We start from the raw sequence: 25,539 nt of genomic DNA on the forward strand, positions 1-25,539 counted from the left end.
CGCAGGCAACTGCCCGCGAAGGCCTTCCGCACCGTCGGGACGACAGGATTTGAACCTGCGACCCCTTGACCCCCAGTCAAGTGCGCTACCAAGCTGCGCCACGTCCCGGTGCGCGCACACCGCGGTGAACCGCGTGATCGCGCGAACAGCACTTTACCGCACACCCCTGGCCGCGCCGAAAGCGGCCCGGGCGGGACAATCGGCGTATGGGCAGCACAGGCAGTGAGGAAAGCACGGGACGGCCGGCCGGCGCACGGGACCGCGACAGCGAGGGGCGGGCGCGCAACGCCCGGCCGCGGGACGGCCTCGGCCGGCCCCTGCCGTACGACACGCCGGGCGTGCCGCGGCAGCCCGAGGGCGTCGTACGCACGCCGGAGGAGACCGTCGCCGAGGCGCAGCGGCTGCTGGACGAGGGGAAACCGTTCCACGCGCACGAGGTCTTCGAGGACGCCTGGAAGTCGGGCCCCGACACGGAGCGGGAGCTGTGGCGCGGGCTCGCCCAGCTGGCCGTGGGGCTCACCCACGCCGCCCGCGGCAACCTCACCGGCGGGGCGCGACTGCTGCGGCGCGGAGCGGGCGCGGCCGAGGCGTGGGTGTCCGGCTCCGGGCGGGCGCGGCCGTACGGGATCGACGTCGCGGCAGTCGCCGTCTGGGCTCGGGATCTGGCCGAGGACGTGGAGCGGGGCTGTACGACCGTGGACGCGGGGGCGCGGGCGCCTCGGCTGCGGGGGCGGGGAGCGGCGTAGCCGATCGGAACGTCTCTCGAATCTGCCGCACCGACACCCCCACGACTGACACGACTGGCGCGCCCATCACCGGGCACCCGTGGGGACGTTCTGGCATGCGCACGTAGTCCACAGGTGTGAGGGTGACGTCGTGACCGTCGTGGAGGAAACCGCACTGCCCGCCTCCCAGCCCCCGGTGCTGGACACCCGTCGACGCAACGTCGTCTTCGTGACGATCATGCTGGGGATGCTGCTCGCGGCCCTCGACCAGACCATCGTCGGCACCGCTCTGCCGACCATCGTCTCGGACCTGGGCGGGGCGGACCACATGTCGTGGGTGGTCACCTCATACCTGCTCGCGGAGACCGTCGCGACCGTGCTGGTCGGCAAGTTCGGCGATCTGTTCGGCCGCAAGGTGGTCTTCCAGGTCTCGGCGATCGTGTTCATCACGGGCTCGTTCCTGTGCGGTCTGGCCACCAACATGTCGCTGCTGATCGCCTGGCGGGCGATGCAGGGCATCGGTGCCGGCGGACTGATGGTCACGTCGATGGCGTTGATCGCCGACGTCATTCCGCTGCGCGAGCGCGGCAAGTACCAGGGCGCGATCGGCGCGGTGTTCGGTGTGGCCACCGTCATCGGGCCGCTGCTCGGCGGGCTGTTCACCGACCATCTGACATGGCGGTGGGCGTTCTACGTCAACGTTCCCATCGCGATCGTCGTCGTCGCGGCGGCCGCCCGCACCATCCCGGTCGTGAAGTCGGTGTCCCGGCCGGTCATCGACTATCTCGGCATCGCGCTCGTCGCGGCCGGCGCCAGCGCGCTGATCCTGGCGACGAGTTGGGGCGGCAACGAGTACGCGTGGGGCTCCGGCGTGATCATCGCCCTGTTCGTGGGCGGTGTGGTCGCACTCGGCCTGTTCTGCTGGGTGGAGACCCGGGCTCGGGAGCCGATGCTGCCCATGCGGCTGTTCGCCAACCCGGTGTTCACCGTCTGCTCCGTGCTGAGCTTCATCGTCGGCTTCGCGATGCTCGGTGCGCTGACGTATCTGCCGACGTATCTCCAGTACGTCGACGGTGACTCGGCCACGGTGTCCGGTGTGCGGACGCTGCCGATGGTGGCCGGGCTGCTCATCGCGTCGGTCTTCAGCGGCAGCGTCGTCAGCAGGACCGGGCGGTATCGAGTGTTCCCGATCGTCGGCGCGCTGGTGATGGGCGCCGGTCTGTTCCTGATGTCCCTCATGGGGCCGGACACCGGCTCGTGGCTGGAATCGCTGTACATGTTCGTCATGGGCACCGGCATCGGCCTGTGCATGCAGGTGCTGACGATCGCGGTGCAGAACACCGTCGACTACGCCGACCTGGGCACGGCGACCTCCGGGGTGACCTTCTTCCGTACGCTGGGCAGTTCGTTCGGTACGGCCGTCTTCGGCACGATCTACACCAACGCGCTGGGGCCCAACCTCCGCGAGGGGGTGGCGCGGGCGGCGCAGACCGGCGGTGTGGAGCCGGACGCCGTCGCCGGGGCGGCGACCAGTCCGGACGGCGTGCACGAGCTGCCGCCGGCCACGGCCGCCCCGATCATCGACGCCTACGCCGACACCCTCCAGACCGTGTTCCTGTGGACGGTGCCGGTGGCCGCGCTGGGCTTCCTCGTCGCCCTGTTCCTCAAGCAGGTCCGGCTGCGCGACACGGCGCGGACCGGGTCGACCGACATGGGCGAGGGTTTCGCCTCGCCGAGCGGCGCGGACTCCCAGCGGGTGCTGGAGGCCGCCGTCGGAAAGATCATCGGCGGTACGGACCTGGACACCGCGCGACGGATCATTCTGGAGTCGGACACCCGGCTCGACGTGGCGGGTGCCTGGGCGGTGATGCAGGTCGAGCTGTTCACGCGGATGGTCGGTCATGCCGGTCTCGGGCTGATCGCGGCGCGGCGCCGGATGCCGCCCGAGGTGTTGCTGCCGGTCTTCGAGCGGATGGTCGACGAGGGGTTCCTGACCCGGGACGGTTCCCTCCTGTCCCACACGGAGGCCGGTGCCCGCGAGGCCGCGGTCATCACCAGGGCCTGGGCCTCCTGGCTGGAGGACCGGCTGGGGCAGGACATCGGCCGCCCGTCGGACAGCGACCTGCGCGTCGCGGTCGACGCGATCGCCAAGCGGCTGCTGGTGGAGGACCTGAGCCACGGTCTGCCGGCCAGGCCGGCGAAGGTCCTGGCGACCAGCACGGTGTGACGGGCGGCTGCCGCCGCACCGCCGCGGGTGCCGACCGGCGGACACGGCTCACCGTGACCCCGGGTACCGACCGGCGAACACGGCCCACCGTGGCTATCGTCCAGGCATGGAGTCCGTACGTGCCGTGCTCGTCGACATCGACGGGGTGCTGACCGTCTCGTGGCGGCCACTGCCGGGGGCCGTGGAGGCGTTGCGGGAGATCCGGGATGCCGGGCTCGCCGTGCTGCTGGTCACCAACACCACGTCCCGCACCCGGGCGTCGATCGCCGGGACGCTCGCGGACGCGGGGTTCCCGGTGTCCGCCGAGGACATCCTGACCGCGCCCGCCGCCACCGCCGCCCACCTCGCCGAGCACTGCCCCGGCTCCCGGTGCGCTCTGCTCAACAGCGGCGACATCGCGGAGGACCTCGAGGGTGTCATCGTCGTCGACCCGGCGGACTCCGGCGCTGTTCCGGACGTCGTGCTGGTCGGCGGGGCCGGTCCGGAGTTCGGCTACGCGGCGCTGGACCGGGCCTTCGGACATCTCCAGCGTGGAGCCCGGCTGGTGGCCATGCACCGCAACCTGTACTGGCGTACGGCCGAGGGGCTGCGGCTGGACTCCGGCGCGTTCCTGGCCGGGCTGGAGCAGGCCGCCCGGGTCGAGGCCGAGATCACCGGGAAACCGGCCCGGGCGTTCTTCGAGGCGGCGCTCGCCCGGCTGGGCGCGAGTGCGGGCGAGGCCGTGATGGTGGGCGACGACGTCGAGTCCGACGTGCTCGGGGCGCAGCGGGCCGGGATCACGGGGGTCCTCGTCCGGACGGGCAAGTTCCAGCCGGAGGTGCTCCGGACCGCCGACGGCACGCCCGACCACGTGATCGACTCCTTCGCGGACGTTCCGGCTCTGCTGTGGGGTTCAGCGCAGCAGTAGCTGCAGCCCGCCCACGACCGTCGCCGCGATGACCAGCTGTTCGAACAGCCGCTGGTTGATCTTGTCGACCGCCCACTTGCCGAAGAGCGCGCCGGGCACGACGAACGCCACGAGTGCCAGGTCGAGCAGGAGGGAGCGGCCGTCGATCAGGCCGAGGCCGGCGCTGAAGGGCAGCTTGGAGACGTTGACGATCAGGAAGAAGAAGGCCGACGTGCCGAGGAAGCCGAGCTTGCGGAAGCCCGCGGACAGCAGGTACATCGACATCACCGGGCCGCCCGCGTTGGCGACCATGGTGGTGAAGCCGCCGAGGACGCCGTAGGAGCGGGCTTTGATCCGGCCCGCCGGGGTGGTGACCGACTCCGGCTCCTGTTCGGCGTCCGCCGTACGCCTGCGCCAGACCGTCACCGCGGCCATCAGCAGCAGGATCGCGCCGATCGAGGTCCGTACGATCGCGTCGTCCGCCCACATCAGGAACACCGTGCCGACGACGACGCCCGCGGCGACCGCCGGGAACAGCCGCCACAGCGTGGGCCAGTGGGCGTGCCGCCGGTAGGTGGCGACGGCGAGCAGGTCCCCGGCGATCAGGACCGGCAGCAGCACGCCGGTGGAGGCGCGGGCGGGCAGCACCGCGGCGAAGATGGCGAGGCTGACCGTGTTGGCCCCGCTCACGGCGGTCTTGGAGAAGCCGACGAGCAGGGCCGCGAAGGCGAGCGCGGCGAACTCCCAGCCGGTGATGTGCCAGAGCGTCATGGTGTTCATGCGAGCACTGATGCTATGTGCAACGAACCGGGGTCGGTACTGCCGTCTCGCCTGGTGGCACCAGGTGGCTAGGCGGACACCCCCTAGGGCGTGTCCGCAAAGTCCCGTCGTCCGCCCGGAGGGCGGGCCTCGCGGCGGCCGGTGCGTGCTCTCGGCGTGCCGGGCGGACGCCCGCGTACTGGTTGTACGTGGGTGTTCGCCCGGTGCGGCGAGAGGGCGTGCCGGGCGTCGCGGGGCAGGCGGGACTTTGCGGACACGCCCTAGGCCTGCTCGACGAGCAGCGCGCTCCCCTGCCCCACCCCGACACACATCGTCGCCAGTCCCCGCCGTGCCCCCGTACGCCGCATCCGGTGGAGCAGCGTCGTCAGGATGCGGGCGCCCGAGCAGCCGAGCGGGTGGCCGAGGGCGATGGCGCCGCCACTGGGGTTGACCAGCTCGGGGTCGATGCCGAGCTGGTCCACGCAGGCCAGGGCCTGGGCCGCGAAGGCCTCGTTGAACTCGGCCTCCTCCAGGTCGCCGACGTTCCAGCCGGCCCGGGTCAGTGCCTTGCGGGTGGCGGGGACCGGGCCGATGCCCATGACGTCGGGGTGGACGCCTGCCGAGGCTCCGGCGACGTAGCGGCCGAGCGACTCCAGGCCCAGTTCGCGCAGGGCGTCCTCGCTGACCAGGAGGAGGCCGGCGGCGCCGTCGTTCATCGGGGAGGCGTTGCCCGCGGTGACCGTGCCGCCCTCCCGGAAGACCGGCTTCAGCCGGGACAGCTTCTCGTACGAGGTGTCCTCGCGGACGCACTCGTCGGTGTCGACGACCACCCCGTCGGGGCGTTCCACGGGCAGGAGCTCGTCGTCGAAGTGGCCGTTCTTGCGGGCGAGGGCGGCCCGTTGGTGACTGCGCAGGGCGAAGTCGTCCTGGCGTTCGCGGGGGATGCCGTAGCGCGCGGCGACCTCCTCCGCCGTCTCGCCCATCGAGAGCAGGCCGTGCAGGTCCCGCATGGCGGGGTTGACCAGGCGCCAGCCGAGACGGGTGTCCACGGTCTCGATGCGGTGCGGCAGGGCCTCGTCGGGGCGGGGCAGGACGAAGGGGGCGCGGCTCATCGACTCGGAGCCGCCCGCGATCACGATGTCGGCCTCGCCGGCGGCGATGGTGCGGGCTGCCGTGGTCACGGCCTCCAGGCCCGAGGCGCAGAGGCGGTTGACGGTGGCGCCGGGCACGGTCTCGGGGAGGCCGGCGAGCAGCGCGGCCATGCGGGCGACGTTGCGGTTGTCCTCGCCGGCCTGGATGGCGGCGCCCCAGTAGACGTCGTCGACGCGGGCCGGGTCCAGCGCGGGCACCTCGTCGACCAGGGCGCGGACGACGGTGGCGGCGAGGTCGTCGGGCCGTACCGGCGACAGGGAGCCGCGCAGCTTGCCGATGGGGGTGCGGCGGGCGGCCGCGAAGTGGACGGGACGCACGAGAGGACTCCTCACACCGCTTAATTAGCACTGCTAGTTTCGGACTATAGACCCTCGGTCCGCCCCTGTGAAGATTCCGGGGGTGGAAGCGTCCCCGGAGGGAATCACCGCAGGCCGGAACAACCGGTCTGCGTGCTTCCGCATCGGGTTTGCCCCAGGGGGCCCGGGGCACCCGCGCGTCCATGGAGTGGTTGCGGAGCGCCGCCTGTGTGGACGAGGACCCCGAGTTGTTCTTCCCCGTGGGTACGGCGGGTCCGGCCTTGCGGGACGTCACGGCCGCGAAGCGGATCTGTGCACGCTGCCCGGTGACCGACCAGTGCCTGAGCTTCGCGCTGAGCAGTGGCCAGGCCTCGGGCGTGTGGGGCGGGACCTGTGAGGAAGAGCGCGACGCACTGCTCCGGACCACGAGAAACGACGCGAGGAGGAGAAGCGCCCTATGACGGCTGTGCGGAGCACACTGCCCGACGAGGCCCGCCGGGTCTCGTGCGAGGCACTCCAGGACACCCTGGTGGATCTGCTCGGGCTCTCGCTGATCGGGAAGCAGGCGCACTGGAACATCGTCGGACCGCGGTTCCGGTCGATCCACCTCCAGCTCGACGAGGTGGTCTCGGCCGCGCGGAACTTCGCCGACACGGTGGCGGAGCGGTCCGCGGCGCTCGGCGTCCCGCCGGACGGCCGGCCCGAGACCATCGCCAAGGCCTTCACGCTGCCCGCCCCCAAGGAGGGCTGGGTGCGCGACTCGGACGCCGTACAGGTGATGGTGGAGTCCCTCCAGGACGCCATCGGCCGGCTGCGCGAGCGCATCGACGCCACCGAGAAGGCCGACCTGGTCACCCAGGACCTGCTGATAGGCATCACCGCCGAGCTGGAGAAGCAGCGGTGGATGTTCGACGCCGAGAACGTCCCCGGCGAGGCCTGACCGGCGCGCACGTACATACGGAAAGGGGCATGTGATGACCGACGCCCTTGAACTCGACGCGCTGTGGGAGGACTTCCACCGCGTGGTGAACATGACCTCGCAGGAACTCGCGGCCTGGCTGCGGATGCGGGACGCCGACGAGGACGCGGAGCCGCTGCCGGAACACGCGGGCACGCAGACCGGGCAGCACGTCCTGGCGATCCTCCAGAAGCGGCGCACCGACCTGACCGAGGACGACCTGCGGGTGATGCGGAACGTCGTGGACAGGGTCACCTCGCAGGTGGACTTGGAGGACGAGCCGCTGCCCGAGGTGACGCCCGAGGACACGCGCCGCCGGCACCGGCTGATGACGGTCGGACACGATCCGCTCAAGGGGTAGCGGCCGTGGAGCGGCAGCGGCGCGTCGTACGCGAACTCCTCGACGCGCACGGCCGGACGTACGCCGATGAGGCGGGCATCCGGTTGAGGGACACCCCGCAGCCGCTGTACCGGCTGCTGGTGCTGGCCCATCTGCTCAGTGCCCGCATCCGCGCCTCGGTCGCGCTGGCCACCGCCCGTGCCCTGCACGAGGCGGGGCTGCGCGACCCGCGCCGCATGGCGGAGGCCGACTGGCAGGAGCGCGTGGACGCGCTCGGCCGGGGCGGCTATCGGCGCTACGACGAGCGTACGGCGACCCAACTCGGCGAGGCGGCCGAGCTGTTGGACGAGCGGTGGGGCGGGGACCTGCGGCGGCTGCGCCGGGAGGCGGACGGCAAGGTGTCCGAACTGCGCCACCTGCTCCAGGAGTTCCCCGGGATCGGCCCGGCCGGCGCCGACATCTTCCTGCGCGAGGCGCAGGGTGTGTGGCCGGAGGTCGCTCCCTACCTCGACGCCAAGGCCCTTCAGGGTGCCGAGCGGCTGAACCTGCCGAAGGACACGGAGCGCCTCGTCGAACTGGCGGGCGGCGCCGACCCGGCCGTCCTCGCCGCCGCGCTGGTGCGGGCGGCGGTGGACAAGGACGTGGCCGAGGACGCGTTGCGGCGGGCCGGGTGACCGGCCTCCCGGCAGCGTGACCGGCCTCCTGTCAGCCGAGCAACCACCCACCGTCCACCGTCAGTTCGACCGCGTTGACCGACCGGTTGCGCAGCAGGAAGTCGACCGCGTCCACCACGTCCGCCATCGTGGCGAGCCGCCCGGTGGGCGTTTCGGTGCGTAGCACCTCCAGCACCTTCTCCGGCTTGGCCTGCCAGTACGGGCTGTCGCCGACGACGCCGGGATGCACGGCGCTGACCCGGACGGGAGCGAGTTCGACGGCGAGGGAGTTCATCAGTCCCCGCACGCCCGCGTTGACCGTCGCCACCGTCGTCGCCCCCGGGTAGGGGCGTTCCTTGGCCTGTCCTCCGAAGAGGACGATGGCGCTGTCGTCGTGCAGCCGGGTCCGCAGCGTGTGCACGACCTCGGTGTAGCCGACGAGCTTGAGGGTGACCAGCCGCAGAGCGGCGTCGATGTCGTACTCGCTCACCTTGTTGTCGTCCCGGGAGACCCCCGCGAGCACCAGATGGTCGACGCGTCCCACGTCGGCCAGGGCCGCCGCGATCTCCAGCGGCCGCCCCAGGTCGAGGGCGATGCCCCGGGCGCCGAACTCCTTGGCGATCAGGTCGGCGCGGTGGGCGTCGCGGCCGGTCAGGACCACCTCGTCCCCCTGCTCGGCGCGGGCCCGGGCGAACGCGAGGCCGATGCCCGACGTGCCGCCGACGACAAGGACACTGCTCATGACCCCTCCTCAAGCACCTGGCGCAGATAGTCCCAGTCCCTGGTGAACCGGTACGAGTGCCGAGCCGGTGGCTGCGGCGCCTGCGTCTCCAGCCAACGCAGGGGCCCCTGCCCAGCGTTCACGAACCCATGCACACAGCCGGCGCCCGCCCACGCGAGGTCCCCGGGCTCCAGCCGGTACGGCTCGCCGTCGAGGGTGGTCTCGGCCACGCCCTCCAGGATCAGATACGTCTCCTCGAAGGGGTGGTCGTGGGTGCCGATGACGCCGTCGGACGCGTACTGCACCATGAACATCGTCGAGCCGACCGCGCCCAGGTCGCTGTCGACCATCATCTTCACGGTGATGCCGCTGTAGACCAGCAGCGCGGTGCGCATGCTCGCCGTGACGGCCAGCAGGTCCTGGGACTGCTTGCCCGGATCCATCTGACCGGGCTCGAAATGGCCGAAGGAGCGGGTGCGCGGGTCACGGACGTCGACCCGGACGGGGTCGCGAACGGGCAGGTCCGGCACCGTCCGGGTGTCGTACCCGTAGCGGGCCCGCGGCACGGGGGCGAGCATGTCCGCCCAGCGGCCGCCGGTGTCCCCGGCGCCGCGCCAGGCGTGCGGGACGCCGATCGGCAGCAGGCCGTAGTCACCCTCCTCCAGCAGGTACGAGCCCTCGGGCACGTCGAGGACGACGGCCCCGTCGAGGACGTGGAAGCTCTCCTCGTACGAGTGCACGTGGGCGGGCACACGACCGTCCGGTCGCAGGTCGCACAGGCCGAAGCCGGTGTGCACACTGCCGTCGTCCTCGCCGACGAGCGTGCGCCGCCGGTACCCCAGGCCGTCGTACAGCGGCTCGGGAAGACCGGTCGCGCGGCGGACCAGGTGATGGGTCATGCCGTGGCCTTCTCCCCCTTGGGCGCCTTCGTCTCCTTCGCCGCGAGGAGCCGGTCCCGGGCCTCGGAGACGAGCCGCAGGGCACGCCCGGTGTCGGTGAGCAACTTGCCGTCACGCTTGTGGATCACGCCGTCGACGAGGACGGTGTCGACGTTGGACACGTCCGCGCACAGGGTCACCGCGGCCGCCGCGTCGTGCACGGGCGCGACGTTCAGCGCGGTGGCGTCGATCGCGACGATGTCGGCGCGCTTGCCGGGGGTCAGGGAGCCGGTGCGGTCCTCCAGGCCCGCGACATGGGCGCCGTTGACGGTGGCGATCTCCAGCAGCTGACGGGCCGTCAGCATGTTGCTGGGGACAGGCATGTTGGCCTGCCAGCAGTCGGCGTTGACACGGGCGCGTTCGGCGCCGAAGGCCGCGCGGATCTGGGTGAACATGTCGCCGGGCACGGTGGTGACGACGTCGATGCTGAGCGACGGCCGCAGACCGTGCTCGATCGCCTGCATCACGGGCGGCCAGCCGTGCCCCATCTGGAGCTCCACCTGCGGCGCGACGGACACCGTGCCGCCGCTGTCGGCGACCATCCGCCATTCCTCCTCGCTGAGGTAGCAGCAGTGGACGTAGGTGGTGTCCGGGCCGAGGAGCCCCATGCCGTGGAGCTGCTTGACCATGCCGAAGCGGCCGGCCAGCCGCCCCATGGCCACGTGCACGGTGATCGGGATGCCGAGTTCGCGGGCGAGGGCCCACTCGGCGGCGACCACGTCGTTGACGCAGAAACCGGGTCCGCGTGTGGCGAGTGCCATGGTCAGCAGGCCGTCGTCCGACGCGAAGTGCCGGGCGCGGATCCGCCGTACGTCGTCGGCCGGTATCGCGATCTTGCTCTCGAACCAGTAGTCGGCGAGGGAGGTGTTGGCGCTGCCGTACGCGTACTGCGCCCGGATGCCGGATTCCGTCAGGCCCTGGATCGCGGCGTCCGGGTGGTCCGGGGTGTTGTTGATGTGCGACCAGTCGACGAGGGTGGTGATGCCGGCGTTGAGGCATTCCAGCGCGCCCGCGAGGTTGGCCGCGTAGACGTCCTCCGGGGTGTACAGGGGTGCGAAGGTGTCGAGGACCTCGACGAAGTAGTCGTCGAGGGTGGCGTCGGGGGCGACGCCCCGGATCGGCGCCTCCCAGGTGTGGCGGTGGGTGTCGACGAAGCCGGGGATCACGATGCGGCCGGTCATGTCGAGAATTTCGGCGTCGGCGCTGATCTCCGGCCGCACGGCCGCGATCCTGCCGTCCTCGACGAGGACGTCCCCCTGGGGCAGATCCCCGACGGCGGGGTCCATCGAGATCACGTGACCGGAGCGCAGGAGTGTTCTGGTGGCCATCGCGCTTCCTCCCATGGGGTGTTCGGTGCGTGGGCGGGTGGGCAGCTCAATAGGCGGCGAGTCCGCGGACCGCCGTGACGACCTTGTCGACGGTGGGGATGACCTGTTCCTCCAGTGCGTCGGCGAACGGCAGCGGGACGCACTCCGCCGCCACCCGCCGGACGGGGGCGTCCAGCAGGCCGAAGCCCTCGTCGGCGACGATCGAGACGACGGTGCCGCCCCAGCCGCCCTGGTACGGGTTCTCCTCGACGGTGACGAGCCGCGAGGTCCTGCTCAGCGAGGCGAGGACGGTCGCGGCGTCCAGCGGGACCAGGCAGCGCAGGTCGACCACCTCCGCCTCGGTCCCCTCCCCCGACAGCACGTCGGCGGCCTTCAGCGCCAGGGGCACCGTCGAGGCGAGCGCGACGAGCGTGACGTCGGCGCCCTCGCGTACGACGGCGGCCCGGCCCAGCTCGACGACATGACCGGGCGGTGGCGGTGCGCCCTTGGTGGCCAGGAGGGCCTTGTGCTCGAAGAAGACCACGGGGTCGTCGCTGCGGATCGCCGCCGCCATCATGCCGATGACGTCGGCGGGTGTGGCCGGTGCCGCGATCTTCAGACCGGGCACGGTCAGCGCCCAGTTCTCGGTGGCCTGGGAGTGCTGGGCGCCGAAGCCGAGCCCGCCGCCGTTGGCGGTGCGCACGACGAGGGGCACCGTCACCTGGCCGCCGGTCATGTAGCGGACCTTGGGGATCTCGTTGGCGAGGTAGTCCCAGCAGCAGGCCAGGAAGTCGGAGAACATGATCTCCGCGACGGGCCGCATCCCGGTCATCGCGGCGCCCATCGCCGCACCCACGATGGCCTGCTCGGATATGGGCGTGTCCCACACCCGCTCGGGCCCGAATTCCTTAAGCAGACCCACGGTCGTTTTGAATACGCCGCCGGCCGCGGCGATGTCCTCCCCGAGGCACACGACCGACGTGTCCCGGCGCATCTCGCGCGCGATGCCCTCGGCGACCGCTTCCCGGTAGGTGATCACGTCCGCCATGCGGCACCTCCGTCCGCCCACACGTCGGTCAGCGCCTCCCGCGGATCGGGCGGCGGCCCGGCCTTAGCCGCCTCGACGGCCCGCTCCACGACGGCCCTGGCCCGCTCGTCGGCCCCGGCGACCGTCTCCGCCCCGACCCCCAGCTCGGCGAGCCGTCCCCGTGCGAGGTCCAAGGGGTCGTGCTTCAGCCACCGCTCGACCTCCTCGGCCGGACGGTAGGCCGCCGGGTCGGAGCGGCTGTGCCCGAAGTGCCGGTAGGTCTCGGCCTCCAGAACGGCGGGCCCGTCCCCGGCCCGGGCCCGCCGCGCGAGCCGCGCCACCGCCTCCTCGACGGCCTCGACGTCGTTGCCGTCGACGACCTCGCCCGGGATGCCGTGGGCGGGCGCCCGGTCGGCGGCGGGCCGGGCCACCGCCGTGACATCGGCGATCGGCGTGTACTCCATGTACTGGTTGTTCTCGCACACGAACAGCACCGGCAGTTTCCACACGGCGGCCAGGTTGAGCGACTCGTGGAAGGCGCCGATGTTGGTCGCGCCGTCCCCGAAGAAGGCGACCGCGAGCTGGTCCGTGCCGCGCAGCCGGGCCGACCAGGCCGCGCCGACCGCCATCGGCAGATGGGAACCGACGATGGCGTACGAGCCGAGCATGCCGGTGGCCGCCTTGGTCAGGTGCATGGAGCCGCCCTTGGCCTTGCACAGCCCGGTCGCCCGGCTCATCAGCTCGGCGAGGCACTCCTCGGGGCTGGCGCCCCGGGCAAGGGCATGGTGGTGGCCCCTATAGGTGGCGAACACATAGTCGTCCGGGCGCAGGGCCGCGCTCGCGCCCACGGCGATCGCCTCCTGCCCGGCGGCGAGATGCGTGGTGCCCTTCACCAGGCCCTGGAGGAACAGGTCGTGGGCGGCCTTCTCCGTACGGCGGATGACGGCCATCCGCTCGTAGCAGGCGAGGAGTTCGATGTCGTCCATCAGCTCACCCCGTCGCCACGAGAGGTGTTGAGATGGGACTGCGCCTCCCGGCGGGTGTTCAGCTCACCGCCCACCGTCCAGTACTTGCGCCCGGCCACCAGCAGTTCCTCGGCGGGGAACTTGGTGATGACCTCGCAGCCGTCTGCGGTGACGACGAGCTCCTCCTCGATCCTGGCGGCGGACCAGCCGTCGGCGGCCGGCCAGTAGGTCTCCAGGGCGAACACCATGCCCTCTTCGAGGACTTCGGGATGGTCGAGGGAGACCAGCCGGCTGAAGATCGGCTTCTCCCAGATCGACAGGCCGACCCCGTGCCCGTACTGGAGGGCGAAGGCGGCGGTCTCGTCGGCGAAGCCGAACTCCTCCGCACGCGGCCAGACCTGGACGATGTCGGCGGTGGTCGCGCCGGGCCGGACGAGGGCGATCGCCTGGTCCATGTACGCGCGGCAGCGCACATAGGCGTCCCGTTGCGCACGGGAGGCGCTGCCCACGGCGAACGTGCGGTAGTAGCAGGTGCGGTAGCCGAGGTGGCTGTGCAGGATGTCGAAGAAGGCCGGGTCGCCGGGGCGGATCAGGCGGTCGCTGTAGACGTGCGGATGCGGTGAACACCGTTCGCCCGAGATGGCGTTGACACCCTCGACGTACTCGCTGCCGAGGTCGTACAGGACCTTGGCCACGACGCCGACGCACTCGTTCTCGCGCACGCCCGGGCGCAGATAGCCGTACAGCTCCTCGTAGGCCGCGTCGACCATGGCGCATGCCTGGGTGAGCAGGGCGATCTCGTCGCCCGTCTTGATCCGGCGGGCCTCCAGGAAGACCTGCTGCCCGTCGACGACGTCGATGCCCTCGGCGCGCAGGGCGGCGAGGACGGGCATCTCGGCGACGTCGACGCCGAGGGGTTCGCTCGCCAGCCCGTGGTCGCGCAGCTCCGCGGCGATCTTGGCGGCGACGTCCTGCGCGATGCCCGCGTCCGGGTGGAAGGCACCGCGCAGGGTGGAGATGCCGGCGCGGGCGCCGGTGGGCGGGCCGCCCTTGCCGTCGCTGTAGTCGAGCCACGGGTTGTACAGCTGGTGGTGGCGGGCGGCCGAGCCGAAGTCCCACACGACCGGTTCGCCGTCGCGCACCAGCAGGGCGAAGCGGATCAGCTTGTCCATCGCCCAGGTGCCGATGTGCGTGGCGGTCATGTAGCGGATGTTGGCGAAGTCGAAGCTGAGCACCGCGCCCAGCGCGGAGCGGTTCAGGGACTCGCGCAGCCGGGCCAGGCGCTGTCCGCGCAGCCGGTCCAGGTCGACGCGCTCTTCCCAGTCGACGGCGTTGGGGCCGTATGTGCGGATCGCCATGGCGACCACCCCCACTTCGGAGTGAACGCCCGGGTGCCATGGGTGTCAAGTGTCACTGAACATCGCCGGAGACGAACCAGACGCCCACTGCCGGTACCTCTCCATCGTTGCGGTAGCGGTGGGGGGTCGTCGACTCGAAGGAGACGGCGTCGCCCGGGCGCACGGTGTACTCGTCGAAACCGAGGGTGAGGATCAGTTCGCCGGAGGTGAGATAGCCGTACTCGGTGCCGGTGTGCCGCATCAGGCCGCCGGAGCCGGAGGAGGAGCCGCCGGGCCGGTAGGTCACCAGCAGGAAGTCCACGTCGGCGCCCGGCACCCGGCCGAGACGCTCCCAGACGACGCCCGAGTCCAGCTCCAGCGTCTCGCGCTCACCCGCGCCGACCAGCGGGCCGATCCGCCGCCCCGGGTCGGCGGCGAAGGCGGCGAGGGCGGGCAGGACGGTGCCGGTCGGGTTCACGCCGGTCTGGTTCACGCCGGGCGGGTTCACACCGGCCATCGGCGAGGAGGCCCGGGCGTCGAAGAGGGACTCGACGGATATCCCCAGGACGGTCGTGATCGCATAGAGGGTGCTGACGGACGGCTGGCTCTTCCCGGTCTCGATCTGCGACACGAGACTCGCCGAGACACCGACTTCTCGTGCGAGCGCACGCAGGCTCATCCCGCGCTCCAGACGCGCCTGCCGGATACGCGCCCCGACGGGCGGCACGACGGCGGCTGACACGGGCGGCTCCTCTCGGGTGGCGCGCGGCTTCGGTCCTCAGCCGGCGTGCGGCTTCACTTCCCAGCGGCGTGTGCAGTCTCATTGAACAGCGCGCGGGAACCCTGACGCCACTACTTTCCTGCCGGGAACACCGCCCGCACCTGCCAGCCCGCTCCCCCGTCCGCACCACCGCGAGGTCCCGCGTGCAGCTCGCCGCCCAGCGCGGTCACCCGTTCCGTCAGGCCGACGAGGCCGAAGCCGCCGCCGTGGGCGGCCTCCGGGAGCTGGGTGCCGCCGTGGCCGTCGTCCGTCACCGTGACCTCCAGCCGGTCGCCGGGGCGGGCCAGACGGACGGTGACCCGCGTGGCGTCGCCCGCGTGGCGCCGTACGTTGGTCAGCGCCTCCTGCACGACCCGGAACGCGGCGGCCTGCACCTCGTGCGGCAGGTCGTCGGACACCGCCGGGTCACGGTGCAGGACGGTCTGCTGCGCCGGGGTCGCGAAGCCCTCGACCAAGTCCGTGACGGCGGCCAGGTCGCCGACGGGGCGGCGGTCGGCGGCCTCCGGGCCGGTGTCGCGCAGCACGCCCACCGTGCGCCGCATGGACGCCAGCGCCTCGGTCGCGGCGCGCTCGATGCCGGCCAGGACGGGGTCCAGGTCCTGCGGTTGCCGGGCCGCCATCATGCGGGCCATCTGGGTCTGCACGAGGATCCCGGTGACGTGGTGCGCGACGAAGTCGTGCAGGTCGGCGGCGATGGCGACGCGTTCGGCGCGGCGGGTCTCGCCGACCGCGACGGTGCGCCGGTAGTCCAGGGACCGCAGGTACGCGGCGAACCCGGTGACGAGCCCGATCAGGACCAGGCCGATCAGGGCGTACGCCAGCACCTCGTCCTGCGACGACCGGAAGTACCGCACCGGCAGCAGGAGCAGGGCGACCGCGTCGAGCACCCCGCACACCAGCGCCCAGGGCCACGGGCAGTGGCGTACGGCGATGAACAGCAGGCTCAGAAGGATCACCACCTCGCCCGGCCCGAACGGCACCTCCGCGCGTCCGGTCAGCAGCACGCCCGCCGTGAAGAGCCCGGAGACCACGGCGGGCACGGCGGTGCGCGCCTGCGGGGTGAGCCACGGCGGCCTCCGGTCGACCGGCCACAGCACGGCGGCGAATCCGACGAGCAGCACCGTCACCGTCGGCCAGAGAGCTCTGTGGAGGCCGTTCTCGATGAGCAGATCGAAGACCGAGGCCGCCAGCAGCAGGCCGACGCCGAAGCCCCGCACACAGCCCCGGGGAGAGGTGGATCTCATGCGGCTCACGGTATGCGAGGCCGTGAGCGGCGGGATCGGCCGAACGGCCGAGGGGCCGACGTCCTGACCTGGCCGTTCGGCGGAGGCGCACGCCCGGGTCAGCGGGCGAGGCTGGAGCCGCACCCGTCACGTACGCTGACGCCCCTGCCCTGTCCGAGCCCTGAGGCATGATCGACCCATGACGACCCCCGTCCCACCCGGCCCGGCCGGCGAGCCCGGCGCCGCAGGCCGCCGCGGCGCCCCCATCCGGGTGCTCATCGCGGACGACCAGGACATGATCCGCACGGGATTCCGGTTCTTTCTCGACGCCCAGTCGGACATCACCGTGGTCGCCGAGGCCCGCGACGGCGAGGAGGCCGTGGTGCTGGCCCGCCGCGAGCGGCCGGACGTGTGCCTGCTGGACATCCGGATGCCGAAGCTGGACGGGCTGGAGGCGACCCGGCTGCTGGCCGGACCGGACGTCGCCGACCCCATGCGGGTGGTCGTGGTCACCACCTTCGACCTCGACGAGTACGTGTACGGCGCGCTGCGCGGCGGCGCCTGCGGCTTCCTGCTCAAGGACTCCGGGCCGACCCTCCTGGCGGAGGCCGTCCGGGCCGCCGCCGCGGGCGACTCGCTGGTCTCCCCCTCCGTCACGGTCCGGCTGCTCAAGCACGTCACCGAGCCGGCGGCCGCCGACACCGGGCCACGGCCGGCGCCCCCTGCTCCCCCGGCCCCCGCGGCGCCTCTCCGGGAGCCGCTGACCGGGCGCGAGCTGGACGTGGTCCGCCTGGTCGCCCTCGGCCGGACCAACGCCGAGATCGCGGCCGAGCTGTACGTCTCCCTCTCCACGGTCAAGACGCACCTGTCCAGCGTCCAGCTCAAGCTGGCCGCCCGGAACCGCGTCGAGATCGCGGCCTGGGCCTGGCAGAACGGGCACGCGCGGGCCCGAGCGTGAGGCGTCCGCGCAGCGGGAGGCGCTCACCCGAACAGTCCGGTGCCGGTGGTGGGCCTTCGGTGCCGGTGGTGCCCTGAGGACACGCGTCACGTTCCCAGGAGGCACTCCCGATGACCCGTCGTCCGTACCGGCTCGTCCGCGTTCTCTCCTCCGCCCTGGCGGCAGGCACGCTGCTGACCACCGCGGCATGCTCGGACGACGGCGGCACGGACGGTTCCCGAGTCTCGGGCGTCACCGCGTCACAGGCCGCCGGGAAACGGCAGACCCCCTCTCCCGCCACCACCCTCACCACGGACCGCGCCCGCACCGCGCTGATCACCGAGGCGGACATCGAGGACGACTGGACCCAGGTCAAGGACACCGAGGCCGACAACTGGCACGACAGCCTGCTCATCGGCAGGGTCGACGTCTCCGGCTTCCTCACCGCCAAGGCCCAGGCCGCCGACTGCCGGCGGCTCCTCGACTCCCTCTTCGACGACGATCTGGTGGGCAGGCCGTCCGGAGCGTCCGAGCTGCGCGGCTTCGAGCAGGGCGACTCACGCCTGCTGTACCAGGTCGCCTCCTACGAACGGAACGACCCGCAGGACTCGTTGAACTGGATGGCGAACCTGCCGGCGGAATGCGACCAGTTCACCGTCACCGACGGCGGCGACCAGCGCACCGTCCAGGTCGTCGAGACGTCGCTGCCCGGCGTGGGCGACGCCCGTGAGGGCCTGCGCGTGACGGTGCGGGGCTCGACCGGGGGCACGCAGGCCACGCTGACCCTGGACGTCGCCGCCGTGCGCGTCGGCGACGACGCGATCACCGTCACGGCGGGCGGGCTCGACGGGGACGAGAACGACTCCGTCGAGCAGGCCGTGCGGCTCGGAACCCAGCACCTGAAGGACGTGCTGGCCGGCAAGACGCCCTCCCCGGATCCCGGCGAGGTCCAGTAACACGGTCGGCGGCTCTCCCCCCGCCGCGCGCCGACGGCCCCGCCGGCTCTGCCGATTCCCCGGACAGCGTGATCACCGGAACGGCACAATGGCGCCGATGGCCGGTACCGGTCGCTGGTGCGAGGAGAGGAAGAGACGTGAGTGAGAGCCACACCCCGCCGAGCGGCTCGGCGAGGCTGAACACCGGTGTGGCGCACAACGCGCGCGTGTGGAACTACTGGATCGGCGGCAAGGACAACTACGAGGTCGACCAGCAGGTCGGCGAGCACGTGGCCGGCATGTTCCCGATCATCCGGGACATCGCCCGGGCGGACCGGGACTTCCTGGGCCGGGCCGTGTCGTTCCTGGCCGGCGAGCGCGGAGTGCGGCAGTTCCTCGACATCGGCACGGGGCTGCCGACGGCGGACAACACCCACGAGATCGCCCAGCGGCTCGCGCCCGACTCACGCATCGTCTACGTCGACAACGACCCGATCGTGCTGGTGCACGCCCGCACCTTGCTGACCGGCACCCACGACGGCGTCACCGCCTACATCGACGCCGACGTGCACGACCCGGACGCCATCCTCGAACGGGCCGGGCACACCCTCGACCTCACCCGTCCCGTCGCCGTCATGATGCTGGGCATCCTCAACTTCGTCCTGGACACGGACAAGGCCCGGGACATCGTGCGCCGCGTGATGGCCGCGGTCCCCTCCGGCAGCTTCCTGGTCCTCACGCACCCGACGTTCGACGACGAGCTCGGCGGCGCGGGCCAGATCCCGGCCATGAAGTTCTGGAACGAGAACGCCACGCCCCCGATCACCGCCCGCAGCGGCGCGGACATCGCCGCGTTCTTCGACGGTCTGGAACTGCTCGAGCCGGGCATGGTGTCGTGCGGGCAGTGGCGCGCCGACGCCGGCTCGGCCGTACTGGTGCCGCAGTACGGCGCGGTGGCCGTGAAGCCCTGACGCCGGGCGCCCACCTTCGTCGAGGGAGGGCCTGGCGGGACTGCTCCAGGAGCGGTGGACGCCGACGGGCGTTCCTGCCGGACGCGCTGCGGATCGCCCGGTGGGCGGGCCGGGACAACACCCGGCGGCTCTACCGGTTCCCGGACGACTCGCCGGGAGGCGGTTGAACGGCGTGGGGACGGTCACAGTTCCTCCCGAGCGGCTATCCAGGAAGTCCGAACGGCTGAAAGTATGATCAAGCGATGTCTGACATGACCGAAACCACGCCCGGCTGGCTGTCCTCCGACGAACTGGAGATGACACGCGCCCGCATGCCGATCCTGTACGTCGACGCCGTCCCGGTCCGTGTCGACGGCAGCGGCGAAGTCACGAGTGTCGGTGTGCTGCTGCGCATGGGACCCGACGGAACGGTCAGCCGGACGCTGGTCTCCGGCCGTGTGCTGCACCACGAGCGCGTCCGGGACGCCCTGCTGCGCCACCTGGAGAAGGACCTCGGTCCGGTCGCCCTGCCCCACGTCCCGCCGTCGCTCCAGCCGTTCACGGTCGCGGAGTACTTCCCGACGCAGGGCATCACGCCGTACCACGACCCCCGCCAGCACGCGGTGTCCCTCGCCTACATCGTGCCGGTGACGGGCGACTGCCGGCCCCGGCAGGACGCGCTGGACCTGGTGTGGTTCAGCCCGCAGGAGGCCGTCTCGGAGGCGGTGCAGAGCGAGATGCCGGGCGGCCACGGGGTGCTGCTCAAGCAGGCGCTGGCCCATGCGGGTTGCGTGATCTGACGGGTGCGGGCCATCACCGAGGGGTGAGCTGATGCGGCTTCCCGACATGCCGCTGCACGACCCGTTCGTCGTCGCCGACGAACCGACGCGCACCTACCACCTCTACACGTCGAACGACCCCTCGGTGTCGGGCGTGGACGGCACCGGCACGATGGTCTACCGCAGCCACGACCTGCGCGACTGGACGCGCCCCGTCGTGGTGTTCCTGACCGCAGAACAGCAGGGCATCTGGGCGACGGACGGCGCCTGGGCCCCGGAGGTGCACGCCTGGGACGGCAGGTACTACCTCTTCACCACGCTGCACAACGCGGACCGGCCGCTCCCGGTCCCGCCGCCCGGCCAGTGGGGTGTCCCGTTCCGGACCCCGACCCACATGCGCGGCACGGTCACGGCCGTCTCCGACTCACTGCTCGGCCCGTTCACCGTGCTCGACCCGGCACGCCCCGTCCCGCCCGAGCACCTCATGACCCTCGACGGCACGCTGTACGCCGACCCGTCCGGGCAGCCCTGGATGGTGTACGCGCACGAGTGGCTCCAGACGATCGACGGAACGATGGAGGCGATCCGGCTGGCCCCCGACCTGTCCCGGACGGTCGGCGACCCGGTGTACCTCTTCAAGGCATCGGACGCGCCCTGGACCGCCGAGCAGATCCCCGCGGGAGTACCGCACCAGCTGCCGCCCTACATCACCGACGGCCCCCAGCTGTACCGCACCCCTGACGGATCCCTGCTCATGCTGTGGTCGACCTACGAGAAGAACACAGCCGGCCAGGACGGCACGATCAGCGGCGGCTACGTGCAGACGTACGCCGTATCGAGGTCAGGGGACATCCAGGGACCGTGGCGGCAGCACCGGCCGCTGGTCCGCGACGACAGCGGCCACGGCATGCTGTTCCACACCTTCGACGGCCGCCTGATGATGATCCTCCACCGGCCCTTCGAGAACGCGCGCGGGAAGCTGTACGAGATGGAGCTCCGCGGTCACGAGCTCAAGGTGCGGCGCCGGCGCAGTGACCTGGACGGTGGCGGCTGACCCGGAAACGAGCACCTTTTGCTGACCGCCCCCTCCGCATTCAGCCCTGGGGCGCATTCCTTCTGCCCGGTCGGAGGAGGAGACGCTTGCGTCATCGACAGGGAAAGGGCGACTATTAGTCACGTTGTTGACTAATCACAGCGGTGCTAGCGTGCATCCATGGCTTTGCGGAACGCGGTGATGGCCGCGCTGCTGGAGGGCGAGGCGTCCGGGTACGACCTCGCGAAGGCGTTCGACGCGACGGTCGCCAACTTCTGGATGTCGACGCCTCAGCAGCTCTACCGGGAGCTGGATCGCATGGAGGCCGAAGGACTCGTCACGGCCCGCGTCGTCGAGCAGGAGCGCCGCCCTAACAAGCGACTGTTCTCCTTGACGGAGGCCGGGCGGAAGGCCGTCCACGCCTACACCGCCGAGCCCTTGGGCAAACCGGCGGTGATCCGGGACGAGTTGCTTGTCAAGGTGCAGTGCCTGGACGCGGGCGACATGGAAGCGGTCCGGACTGCCATCGCTGAGCGCATGGAGTGGGCCACCGCCAAGCTGGCCCGCTACGAGAGGCTCCGGCAGCGTCTGCTCGACGGGCGCTCGGAGGAGGCGTACTTCGCCGAGGCCGAGCGCATCGGCCCGTATCTCACCCTGCTGCGCGGAATGTCGTTCGAGCGGGAGAACCTCCAGTGGGGGGACATGGCGCTGCGCAGGCTCGAACAGCGCACGGCCGCGCCCAGGGCCGACGGCTGACTGAGGCGGTCCCACGAGGACCGGCTGCGGTTCCTTGTCGGCGGGATTGCGATGCGGTCCCGTGGAGGTGACGGGCGGGGTCGATGTCCGCACCGACGTAGAACACGGTGAACGCGAAGGGATGGATGTCACTCATTTCCAGCTCCCGGCCGACGAAGAGCAGTTCAGTACGAGGAGCCGCCGGCATCGTCGCAAGCCAGAGCATCACACTGCTGGGGAGGTGTCCCCGGCGGACGCGGCCACCGGAAGCAGCGCCGGCCGCTTGGCCTGGCGGCCGTCGCCGGAGGAGCGGCCACGCAGGCGGCGGCCGACCCAAGGGCCGAGGAAGGTGCCGGCCCAGCGCAGTTCGGCACCCACGGCCCTCCAGACGGAGATGTCCGTCCCCGTGACCGGAAGGGGAAGGGTCCACTTGTCGTCGCTGCCCGGCAGACCGAGCGCCTGGGCCACGGCAGCCGCGATGCGCGCGTGTCCCAGCGGGCCGGCGTGCAGCCGGTCAGCACTCCACAACCGCGGATCGGTCGCCGCCGCGTGCGCGGCCGTCTCCGCCACCACCACGCCGTGGCGGTCGGCGGCCTCCCGGATGCGTGCGTTGAGTGCGAGAACACGGTGACCGATCGGGCGGGCCAACGGCGTGATACGCCCGACGTCGGGAAACATGAGGGTCGCGACAGTGGCGCCCTGGGCGGTGAGGGCGGCGAACATCGCCTCAACATGACCGGCCACCTCATCGAGGTTGCAGCCCGGGCGCAACACGTCGTTGACGCCGGCCACCACGGTGGCGAGGTCGGGCCGCATCGCGAGAGCCGGAGCGAGCTGCTCGGCGCGCACCTGACCGGCCTTACGGCCGCGCACCGCGAGGTTGGCGTAGAGCAGGCCGGGGCTGTGGCGGGCGACCTGCTCGGCGAGCCGGTCCGCCCAGCCCCGAAGACCACGGACGTCGTCGCCGTCCCCGACCCCCTCGGTGTGACTGTCGCCCAGGGCGACGTAGCGCAGATACCCACTGCTCGACACGGGGCCGACCGCCTCTCGTCAACGCTGCTGATGGAAGTGACACACGGCCATCACTAAACAACTATGCACCTAGTCGCATTGTTGAATATAACGATAGCTGCGGGCTCGCCTTCCTGCAAAGTGACCCATTGCTTGAAACTTCAAAATCATCCACTCGATTGTCCCGCTCTCGAAGGAACCAATGGCACGCACCACACCCGGACGCCGGAAGCGCTGGCTGATCGTCGGCGCTGCCGCCGCCGTCCTCGTGGGCGCCGGAGGCCCGTACGTCTACATCAACTACATCCAGGACGACCCGCCGGCCGCGCTGTCACTCGAGAGTCCACCGGCCGCACCGGAGAGCACCTCCGGCTCCGGACCACCACCCGGCGCTACCTGCACCCGGACGTGCACAAGATCCACGGCCGCCGGGGCGGCGCTCTCCGCACACTTCAGCATGCTGCGCGCACCGCGCTCGCCGCCGAGCCCGATCGTCGTGACCCGCTGACCTCGGTCAAGGACGACGGTCCCCAACTGGTACCCGAGAATGATCAAGGGCCGACTTCGGATGACTCCGAAACCGGCCCTGATCTGCGAATTTCTTCAGTCGGGACGACAGGATTTGAACCTGCGACCCCTTGACCCCCAGTCAAGTGCGCTACCAAGCTGCGCCACGTCCCGTTGCCCGTCTGACCTGGGGATTCCCCCGGCCGAACGCGCAGGGAAACAATACCGCACTCCCGCCGGTGATCGCGCATCCGTTTGCGGGCCTCCGTCGCTTGACCTCAACATTGGTTGAGGTTGCACGCTCGTGCACATGACGAACGCGACGGACATGACACACACGTACGCCGACCTGCCGGGGCTCAGGGTCTCATGACCGGCGACGAGAAGCACGGCCCGGCCGCGACGTCCACGCTGGACGTGCTGTGGGTGCTGTACGACCGGGTGCTGCGGGTGAGCCCGGAGGGGATGGCCGACCCGGAGCGGGACCGGTTCCTGCTCTCGAAGGGGCACGGGCCGATGGCGTACTACGCCGTGCTGGCCGCCAAGGGCTTCGTGCCGGTGGAGTGGCTGCCCGGCTTCGGCTCGTACGACTCCCCCCTCGGCCACCATCCCGACCGCACGCTCGTGCCCGGAGCCGAGATCGGCAGCGGATCGCTCGGGCACGGGCTGCCGATCGCCGTCGGTACGGCACTGGGGCTGCGCGCCCAGGGGCTCGACGAGCCGCGGGTGTGGGCGCTGATCGGGGACGCCGAGCTGGACGAGGGCAGCAACCACGAGGCGATCGCCTTCGCCGGGCCCGCCGGGCTCGACCGGCTGCACACCGTCGTCGTCGACAACTCCTCCGCGACATACGGGCACCCCGGCGGGATCGCCGCCCGCTTCGAGGCCGCGGGCTGGTCCGCGCTGACCGTCGACGGCCGTGACCACGAGGCGCTGTACGCCGCCTTCACGGCACCGCACCCGGGCCGCCCGCACGTGGTCGTGGCCCGGGTCGAGCCCAAGTCCGCCTGATCTCTCTCCCCCCGGAAGGAAGCAGAACTCCATGGACACCATGCGTGACCGTTTCGCCCCTGTCGTCTCCCGGCTGCTCGAAGAGGATCCCCGCGTCGCCGTGGTCCTGGCCGAGATCGGCGCGGACGGCTTCGCCGAGGCCGCCCGCCGCCATCCCGACCGGGTCGTCAACGTCGGCATCCGCGAGCAGCTCCTGGTCGGGGCGGCGGCCGGGCTGGCGCTGACCGGGCTGCGGCCCGTCGTGCACACCTTCGCCAGTTTCCTCGTCGAGCGGCCCTTCGAGCAGGTCAAGCTGGATCTCGGGCACCAGGACGCGGGCGCGGTGCTGGTGAGCGCCGCCGCCTCCTTCGACTGGCCGGCGGGCGGCTACACCCACATGGCGCCGGGCGACGTGGCGCTGCTCGACACGCTGGACGGCTGGACCGTCCATGTGCCGGGCCACCCGGACGAGGCCGAGACGCTGCTGCGGCACGCGGTCGCCGCGGGCGACGACAAGGTGTACGTGCGGCTGTCCCTCCAGTCCAACGGGCGGGCGCTGCCCGTCGACGGGCAGCGTTTCCGCACGGTCCGCGAGGGGCGCTCCGGTGTCGTGGTCGCCGTCGGGCCGATGCTCGACGCGGTGCTCGCCGCCACCGAGGGCCTCGACGTCACGGTCCTGTACGCGACCACCGTCCGCCCCTTCGACGGTGCTGCCCTGCGCCGGGCCACCGGGGCGGCCGGGACGGACGTCGTGCTCGTCGAGCCCTATCTGGCGGGCACCTCGACGGCGGCCGCGAACGACGCGCTGCCCGAGGTGCCGCACCGGGTGCTGGGGCTGGGCGTGGGCCGTCGCGAACTGCGGCGGTACGGGCAGGTGGAGGAGCATGTCGCCGCCCACGGCCTCGACGCCCGGTCACTGCGGGAGCGCATCGGGGGCTTCGTCGGGGCGGCGGTTCCCGCGTGAGATCCGGAGGAGGTCACTCCCCCGCCACGACGCCCAGCCGGGGGTGTGCCTCCAGGAGCCGGGTCGGGGCGGCCTGGCGCCAGGAGTCGGCCAGGATGTCCCGCAGTTCGCCCTCGTCCTCCAGCGCGTGGAGCCGGACCCGCACCCAGGCGAACTGCGCCTCGTGGTCGGCGATCCAGAACTTCTCCGGCTCGGCGAGCACCAGTTCGTCCCGCTCCTCCTTCGGGCAGCGCACGGCGATGGACGTCTCGTCCTCCGGCAGCGTGGCGAACATCTTTCCCGCGACCCGGAACGTGGGCATGCTCCAGGCGATCTTCTCCGTCGTGTCCGGCAGGGACAGAGCGATACGTCTTACGTCTTCGGCATCCGGCATGGCAGGCACGGTATCGGCTGCCACTGACAA

At 71.7% G+C, this 25,539-nt stretch carries 27 protein-coding genes, 2 tRNA genes and 1 pseudogene; 16 read left to right on the plus strand and 14 right to left on the minus strand.

Annotated features, from left to right (window positions below):
- Positions 1-34: 34 nt before the first annotated feature.
- A tRNA-Pro gene (locus QC385_RS10340) sits at positions 35-108 on the minus strand.
- 98 nt (positions 109-206) lie between these two features.
- Here QC385_RS10340 and QC385_RS10345 point away from each other — a divergent pair.
- The 3 genes from QC385_RS10345 (at position 207) to QC385_RS10355 (ending at position 3,859) form a co-directional block, all read left to right on the plus strand.
- Positions 207-746: a DUF309 domain-containing protein gene (locus QC385_RS10345; protein WP_279540966.1), complete on the plus strand. Its 540-nt coding sequence runs from the start codon at positions 207-209 to the stop codon at positions 744-746.
- 130 nt (positions 747-876) lie between these two features.
- Complete coding sequence (locus tag QC385_RS10350; protein ID WP_279540967.1) at positions 877-2,952, plus strand: MDR family MFS transporter; 2,076 nt, start codon at positions 877-879, stop codon at positions 2,950-2,952.
- 106 nt (positions 2,953-3,058) lie between these two features.
- Complete coding sequence (locus QC385_RS10355; protein WP_279540968.1) at positions 3,059-3,859, plus strand: HAD-IIA family hydrolase; 801 nt, start codon at positions 3,059-3,061, stop codon at positions 3,857-3,859.
- Here the strand turns inward: QC385_RS10355 and QC385_RS10360 are convergent.
- Both QC385_RS10360 and QC385_RS10365 read right to left on the minus strand, forming a co-directional pair.
- Entirely contained in the window at positions 3,845-4,618 is a 774-nt protein-coding gene (locus QC385_RS10360; RefSeq protein WP_279540969.1) for a sulfite exporter TauE/SafE family protein, read from the minus strand. The two genes, QC385_RS10355 and QC385_RS10360, sit on opposite strands and share 15 nt — an antisense overlap.
- A 260-nt stretch (positions 4,619-4,878) precedes the next feature.
- Positions 4,879-6,066, minus strand: a complete 1,188-nt coding sequence (locus QC385_RS10365; protein WP_279540970.1) for a thiolase family protein — start codon at positions 6,064-6,066, stop codon at positions 4,879-4,881.
- A gap of 182 nt (positions 6,067-6,248) precedes the next feature.
- On the opposite strand from QC385_RS10365, the gene QC385_RS10370 reads away from it, so the two are divergent.
- Genes QC385_RS10370 through QC385_RS10385 form a run of 4 tightly spaced genes read left to right on the plus strand, consistent with a single transcriptional unit; the run spans position 6,249 to position 8,017 of the window.
- Positions 6,249-6,506, plus strand: coding sequence for a WhiB family transcriptional regulator (locus QC385_RS10370; protein WP_059421136.1), 258 nt, complete (start codon positions 6,249-6,251; stop codon positions 6,504-6,506).
- Positions 6,503-6,985: a ferritin-like domain-containing protein gene (locus QC385_RS10375; RefSeq protein WP_086854400.1), complete on the plus strand. Its 483-nt coding sequence runs from the start codon at positions 6,503-6,505 to the stop codon at positions 6,983-6,985. Before QC385_RS10370 ends, QC385_RS10375 begins: the two co-directional genes overlap by 4 nt.
- 34 nt (positions 6,986-7,019) lie before the next feature.
- On the plus strand, positions 7,020-7,364 hold the full coding sequence (locus tag QC385_RS10380; protein ID WP_279540971.1) for a DUF3140 domain-containing protein: 345 nt from the start codon (positions 7,020-7,022) through the stop codon (positions 7,362-7,364).
- Between the two features lie 5 nt (positions 7,365-7,369).
- Positions 7,370-8,017, plus strand: coding sequence for an endonuclease (locus tag QC385_RS10385; protein ID WP_279540972.1), 648 nt, complete (start codon positions 7,370-7,372; stop codon positions 8,015-8,017).
- A gap of 31 nt (positions 8,018-8,048) precedes the next feature.
- Here QC385_RS10385 and QC385_RS10390 read toward each other — a convergent pair whose 3' ends face one another.
- The 8 genes from QC385_RS10390 to QC385_RS10425 form a co-directional block, all read right to left on the minus strand.
- Complete coding sequence (locus tag QC385_RS10390; protein ID WP_279540973.1) at positions 8,049-8,738, minus strand: SDR family oxidoreductase; 690 nt, start codon at positions 8,736-8,738, stop codon at positions 8,049-8,051.
- A complete protein-coding gene (locus tag QC385_RS10395) occupies positions 8,735-9,616 on the minus strand; it encodes a cupin domain-containing protein (protein ID WP_279540974.1) in 882 nt (293 codons plus the stop codon). Before QC385_RS10395 ends, QC385_RS10390 begins: the two co-directional genes overlap by 4 nt.
- Complete coding sequence (locus QC385_RS10400) at positions 9,613-10,983, minus strand: amidohydrolase family protein (protein ID WP_279540975.1); 1,371 nt, start codon at positions 10,981-10,983, stop codon at positions 9,613-9,615. The genes QC385_RS10395 and QC385_RS10400 overlap by 4 nt, the downstream gene beginning before the upstream one ends.
- 46 nt (positions 10,984-11,029) lie before the next feature.
- The gene (locus QC385_RS10405) at positions 11,030-12,010 is read right to left on the minus strand and encodes an alpha-ketoacid dehydrogenase subunit beta (protein WP_279540976.1); all 981 of its coding nucleotides are present in this window, start codon (positions 12,008-12,010) and stop codon (positions 11,030-11,032) included.
- Positions 11,998-12,975, minus strand: coding sequence for a thiamine pyrophosphate-dependent dehydrogenase E1 component subunit alpha (locus tag QC385_RS10410; protein ID WP_279540977.1), 978 nt, complete (start codon positions 12,973-12,975; stop codon positions 11,998-12,000). The genes QC385_RS10405 and QC385_RS10410 overlap by 13 nt, the downstream gene beginning before the upstream one ends.
- Entirely contained in the window at positions 12,975-14,312 is a 1,338-nt protein-coding gene (locus tag QC385_RS10415; protein ID WP_279540978.1) for a Xaa-Pro peptidase family protein, read from the minus strand. The genes QC385_RS10410 and QC385_RS10415 overlap by 1 nt, the downstream gene beginning before the upstream one ends.
- 52 nt (positions 14,313-14,364) lie before the next feature.
- Positions 14,365-15,033 carry a helix-turn-helix domain-containing protein gene (locus QC385_RS10420; protein WP_279540979.1) on the minus strand — a complete coding sequence of 223 codons (669 nt, stop codon included), beginning with the start codon at positions 15,031-15,033 and terminating at the stop codon, positions 14,365-14,367.
- A 110-nt stretch (positions 15,034-15,143) separates the two neighbouring features.
- Positions 15,144-16,316: a sensor histidine kinase gene (locus tag QC385_RS10425; RefSeq protein WP_279540980.1), complete on the minus strand. Its 1,173-nt coding sequence runs from the start codon at positions 16,314-16,316 to the stop codon at positions 15,144-15,146.
- A gap of 178 nt (positions 16,317-16,494) precedes the next feature.
- Between QC385_RS10425 and QC385_RS10430 the strand changes: the two genes are divergently transcribed.
- The 6 genes from QC385_RS10430 (at position 16,495) to QC385_RS10455 (ending at position 21,685) form a co-directional block, all read left to right on the plus strand.
- Positions 16,495-17,253: a response regulator transcription factor gene (locus QC385_RS10430; protein WP_279540981.1), complete on the plus strand. Its 759-nt coding sequence runs from the start codon at positions 16,495-16,497 to the stop codon at positions 17,251-17,253.
- 110 nt (positions 17,254-17,363) lie between these two features.
- Positions 17,364-18,188: a hypothetical protein gene (locus tag QC385_RS10435; protein WP_279540982.1), complete on the plus strand. Its 825-nt coding sequence runs from the start codon at positions 17,364-17,366 to the stop codon at positions 18,186-18,188.
- 137 nt (positions 18,189-18,325) lie between these two features.
- On the plus strand, positions 18,326-19,138 hold the full coding sequence (locus QC385_RS10440; protein WP_279540983.1) for an SAM-dependent methyltransferase: 813 nt from the start codon (positions 18,326-18,328) through the stop codon (positions 19,136-19,138).
- A gap of 242 nt (positions 19,139-19,380) precedes the next feature.
- A complete protein-coding gene (locus QC385_RS10445; RefSeq protein WP_279540984.1) occupies positions 19,381-19,917 on the plus strand; it encodes an NUDIX hydrolase family protein in 537 nt (178 codons plus the stop codon).
- Between the two features lie 31 nt (positions 19,918-19,948).
- Complete coding sequence (locus tag QC385_RS10450) at positions 19,949-20,950, plus strand: glycoside hydrolase family 43 protein (protein ID WP_279540985.1); 1,002 nt, start codon at positions 19,949-19,951, stop codon at positions 20,948-20,950.
- A 159-nt stretch (positions 20,951-21,109) separates the two neighbouring features.
- Entirely contained in the window at positions 21,110-21,685 is a 576-nt protein-coding gene (locus tag QC385_RS10455; protein WP_279540986.1) for a PadR family transcriptional regulator, read from the plus strand.
- Between the two features lie 204 nt (positions 21,686-21,889).
- Here the strand turns inward: QC385_RS10455 and QC385_RS10460 are convergent, their stop codons facing one another.
- A complete protein-coding gene (locus tag QC385_RS10460; protein ID WP_279540987.1) occupies positions 21,890-22,696 on the minus strand; it encodes an SGNH/GDSL hydrolase family protein in 807 nt (268 codons plus the stop codon).
- A gap of 181 nt (positions 22,697-22,877) precedes the next feature.
- On the opposite strand from QC385_RS10460, the gene QC385_RS10465 reads away from it, so the two are divergent.
- A complete protein-coding gene (locus tag QC385_RS10465) occupies positions 22,878-23,183 on the plus strand; it encodes a hypothetical protein (protein WP_279540988.1) in 306 nt (101 codons plus the stop codon).
- Positions 23,184-23,282: 99 nt separating this feature from the next.
- Here the strand turns inward: QC385_RS10465 and QC385_RS10470 are convergent.
- Positions 23,283-23,356 (minus strand) — tRNA-Pro (locus tag QC385_RS10470).
- 136 nt (positions 23,357-23,492) lie between these two features.
- On the opposite strand from QC385_RS10470, the pseudogene QC385_RS10475 reads away from it, so the two are divergent.
- Both QC385_RS10475 and QC385_RS10480 read left to right on the plus strand, forming a co-directional pair.
- Positions 23,493-24,193, plus strand: a pseudogene (locus QC385_RS10475) (transketolase).
- A 31-nt stretch (positions 24,194-24,224) separates the two neighbouring features.
- On the plus strand, positions 24,225-25,136 hold the full coding sequence (locus QC385_RS10480) for a transketolase family protein (RefSeq protein WP_279540989.1): 912 nt from the start codon (positions 24,225-24,227) through the stop codon (positions 25,134-25,136).
- A 13-nt stretch (positions 25,137-25,149) separates the two neighbouring features.
- Here QC385_RS10480 and QC385_RS10485 read toward each other — a convergent pair whose 3' ends face one another.
- Entirely contained in the window at positions 25,150-25,509 is a 360-nt protein-coding gene (locus tag QC385_RS10485) for an MmcQ/YjbR family DNA-binding protein (RefSeq protein WP_279540990.1), read from the minus strand.
- Positions 25,510-25,539 lie beyond the last annotated feature (30 nt).

Source organism: Streptomyces sp. DH10 (assembly GCF_029813805.1).
Lineage (GTDB): Bacteria > Actinomycetota > Actinomycetes > Streptomycetales > Streptomycetaceae > Streptomyces > Streptomyces coeruleofuscus.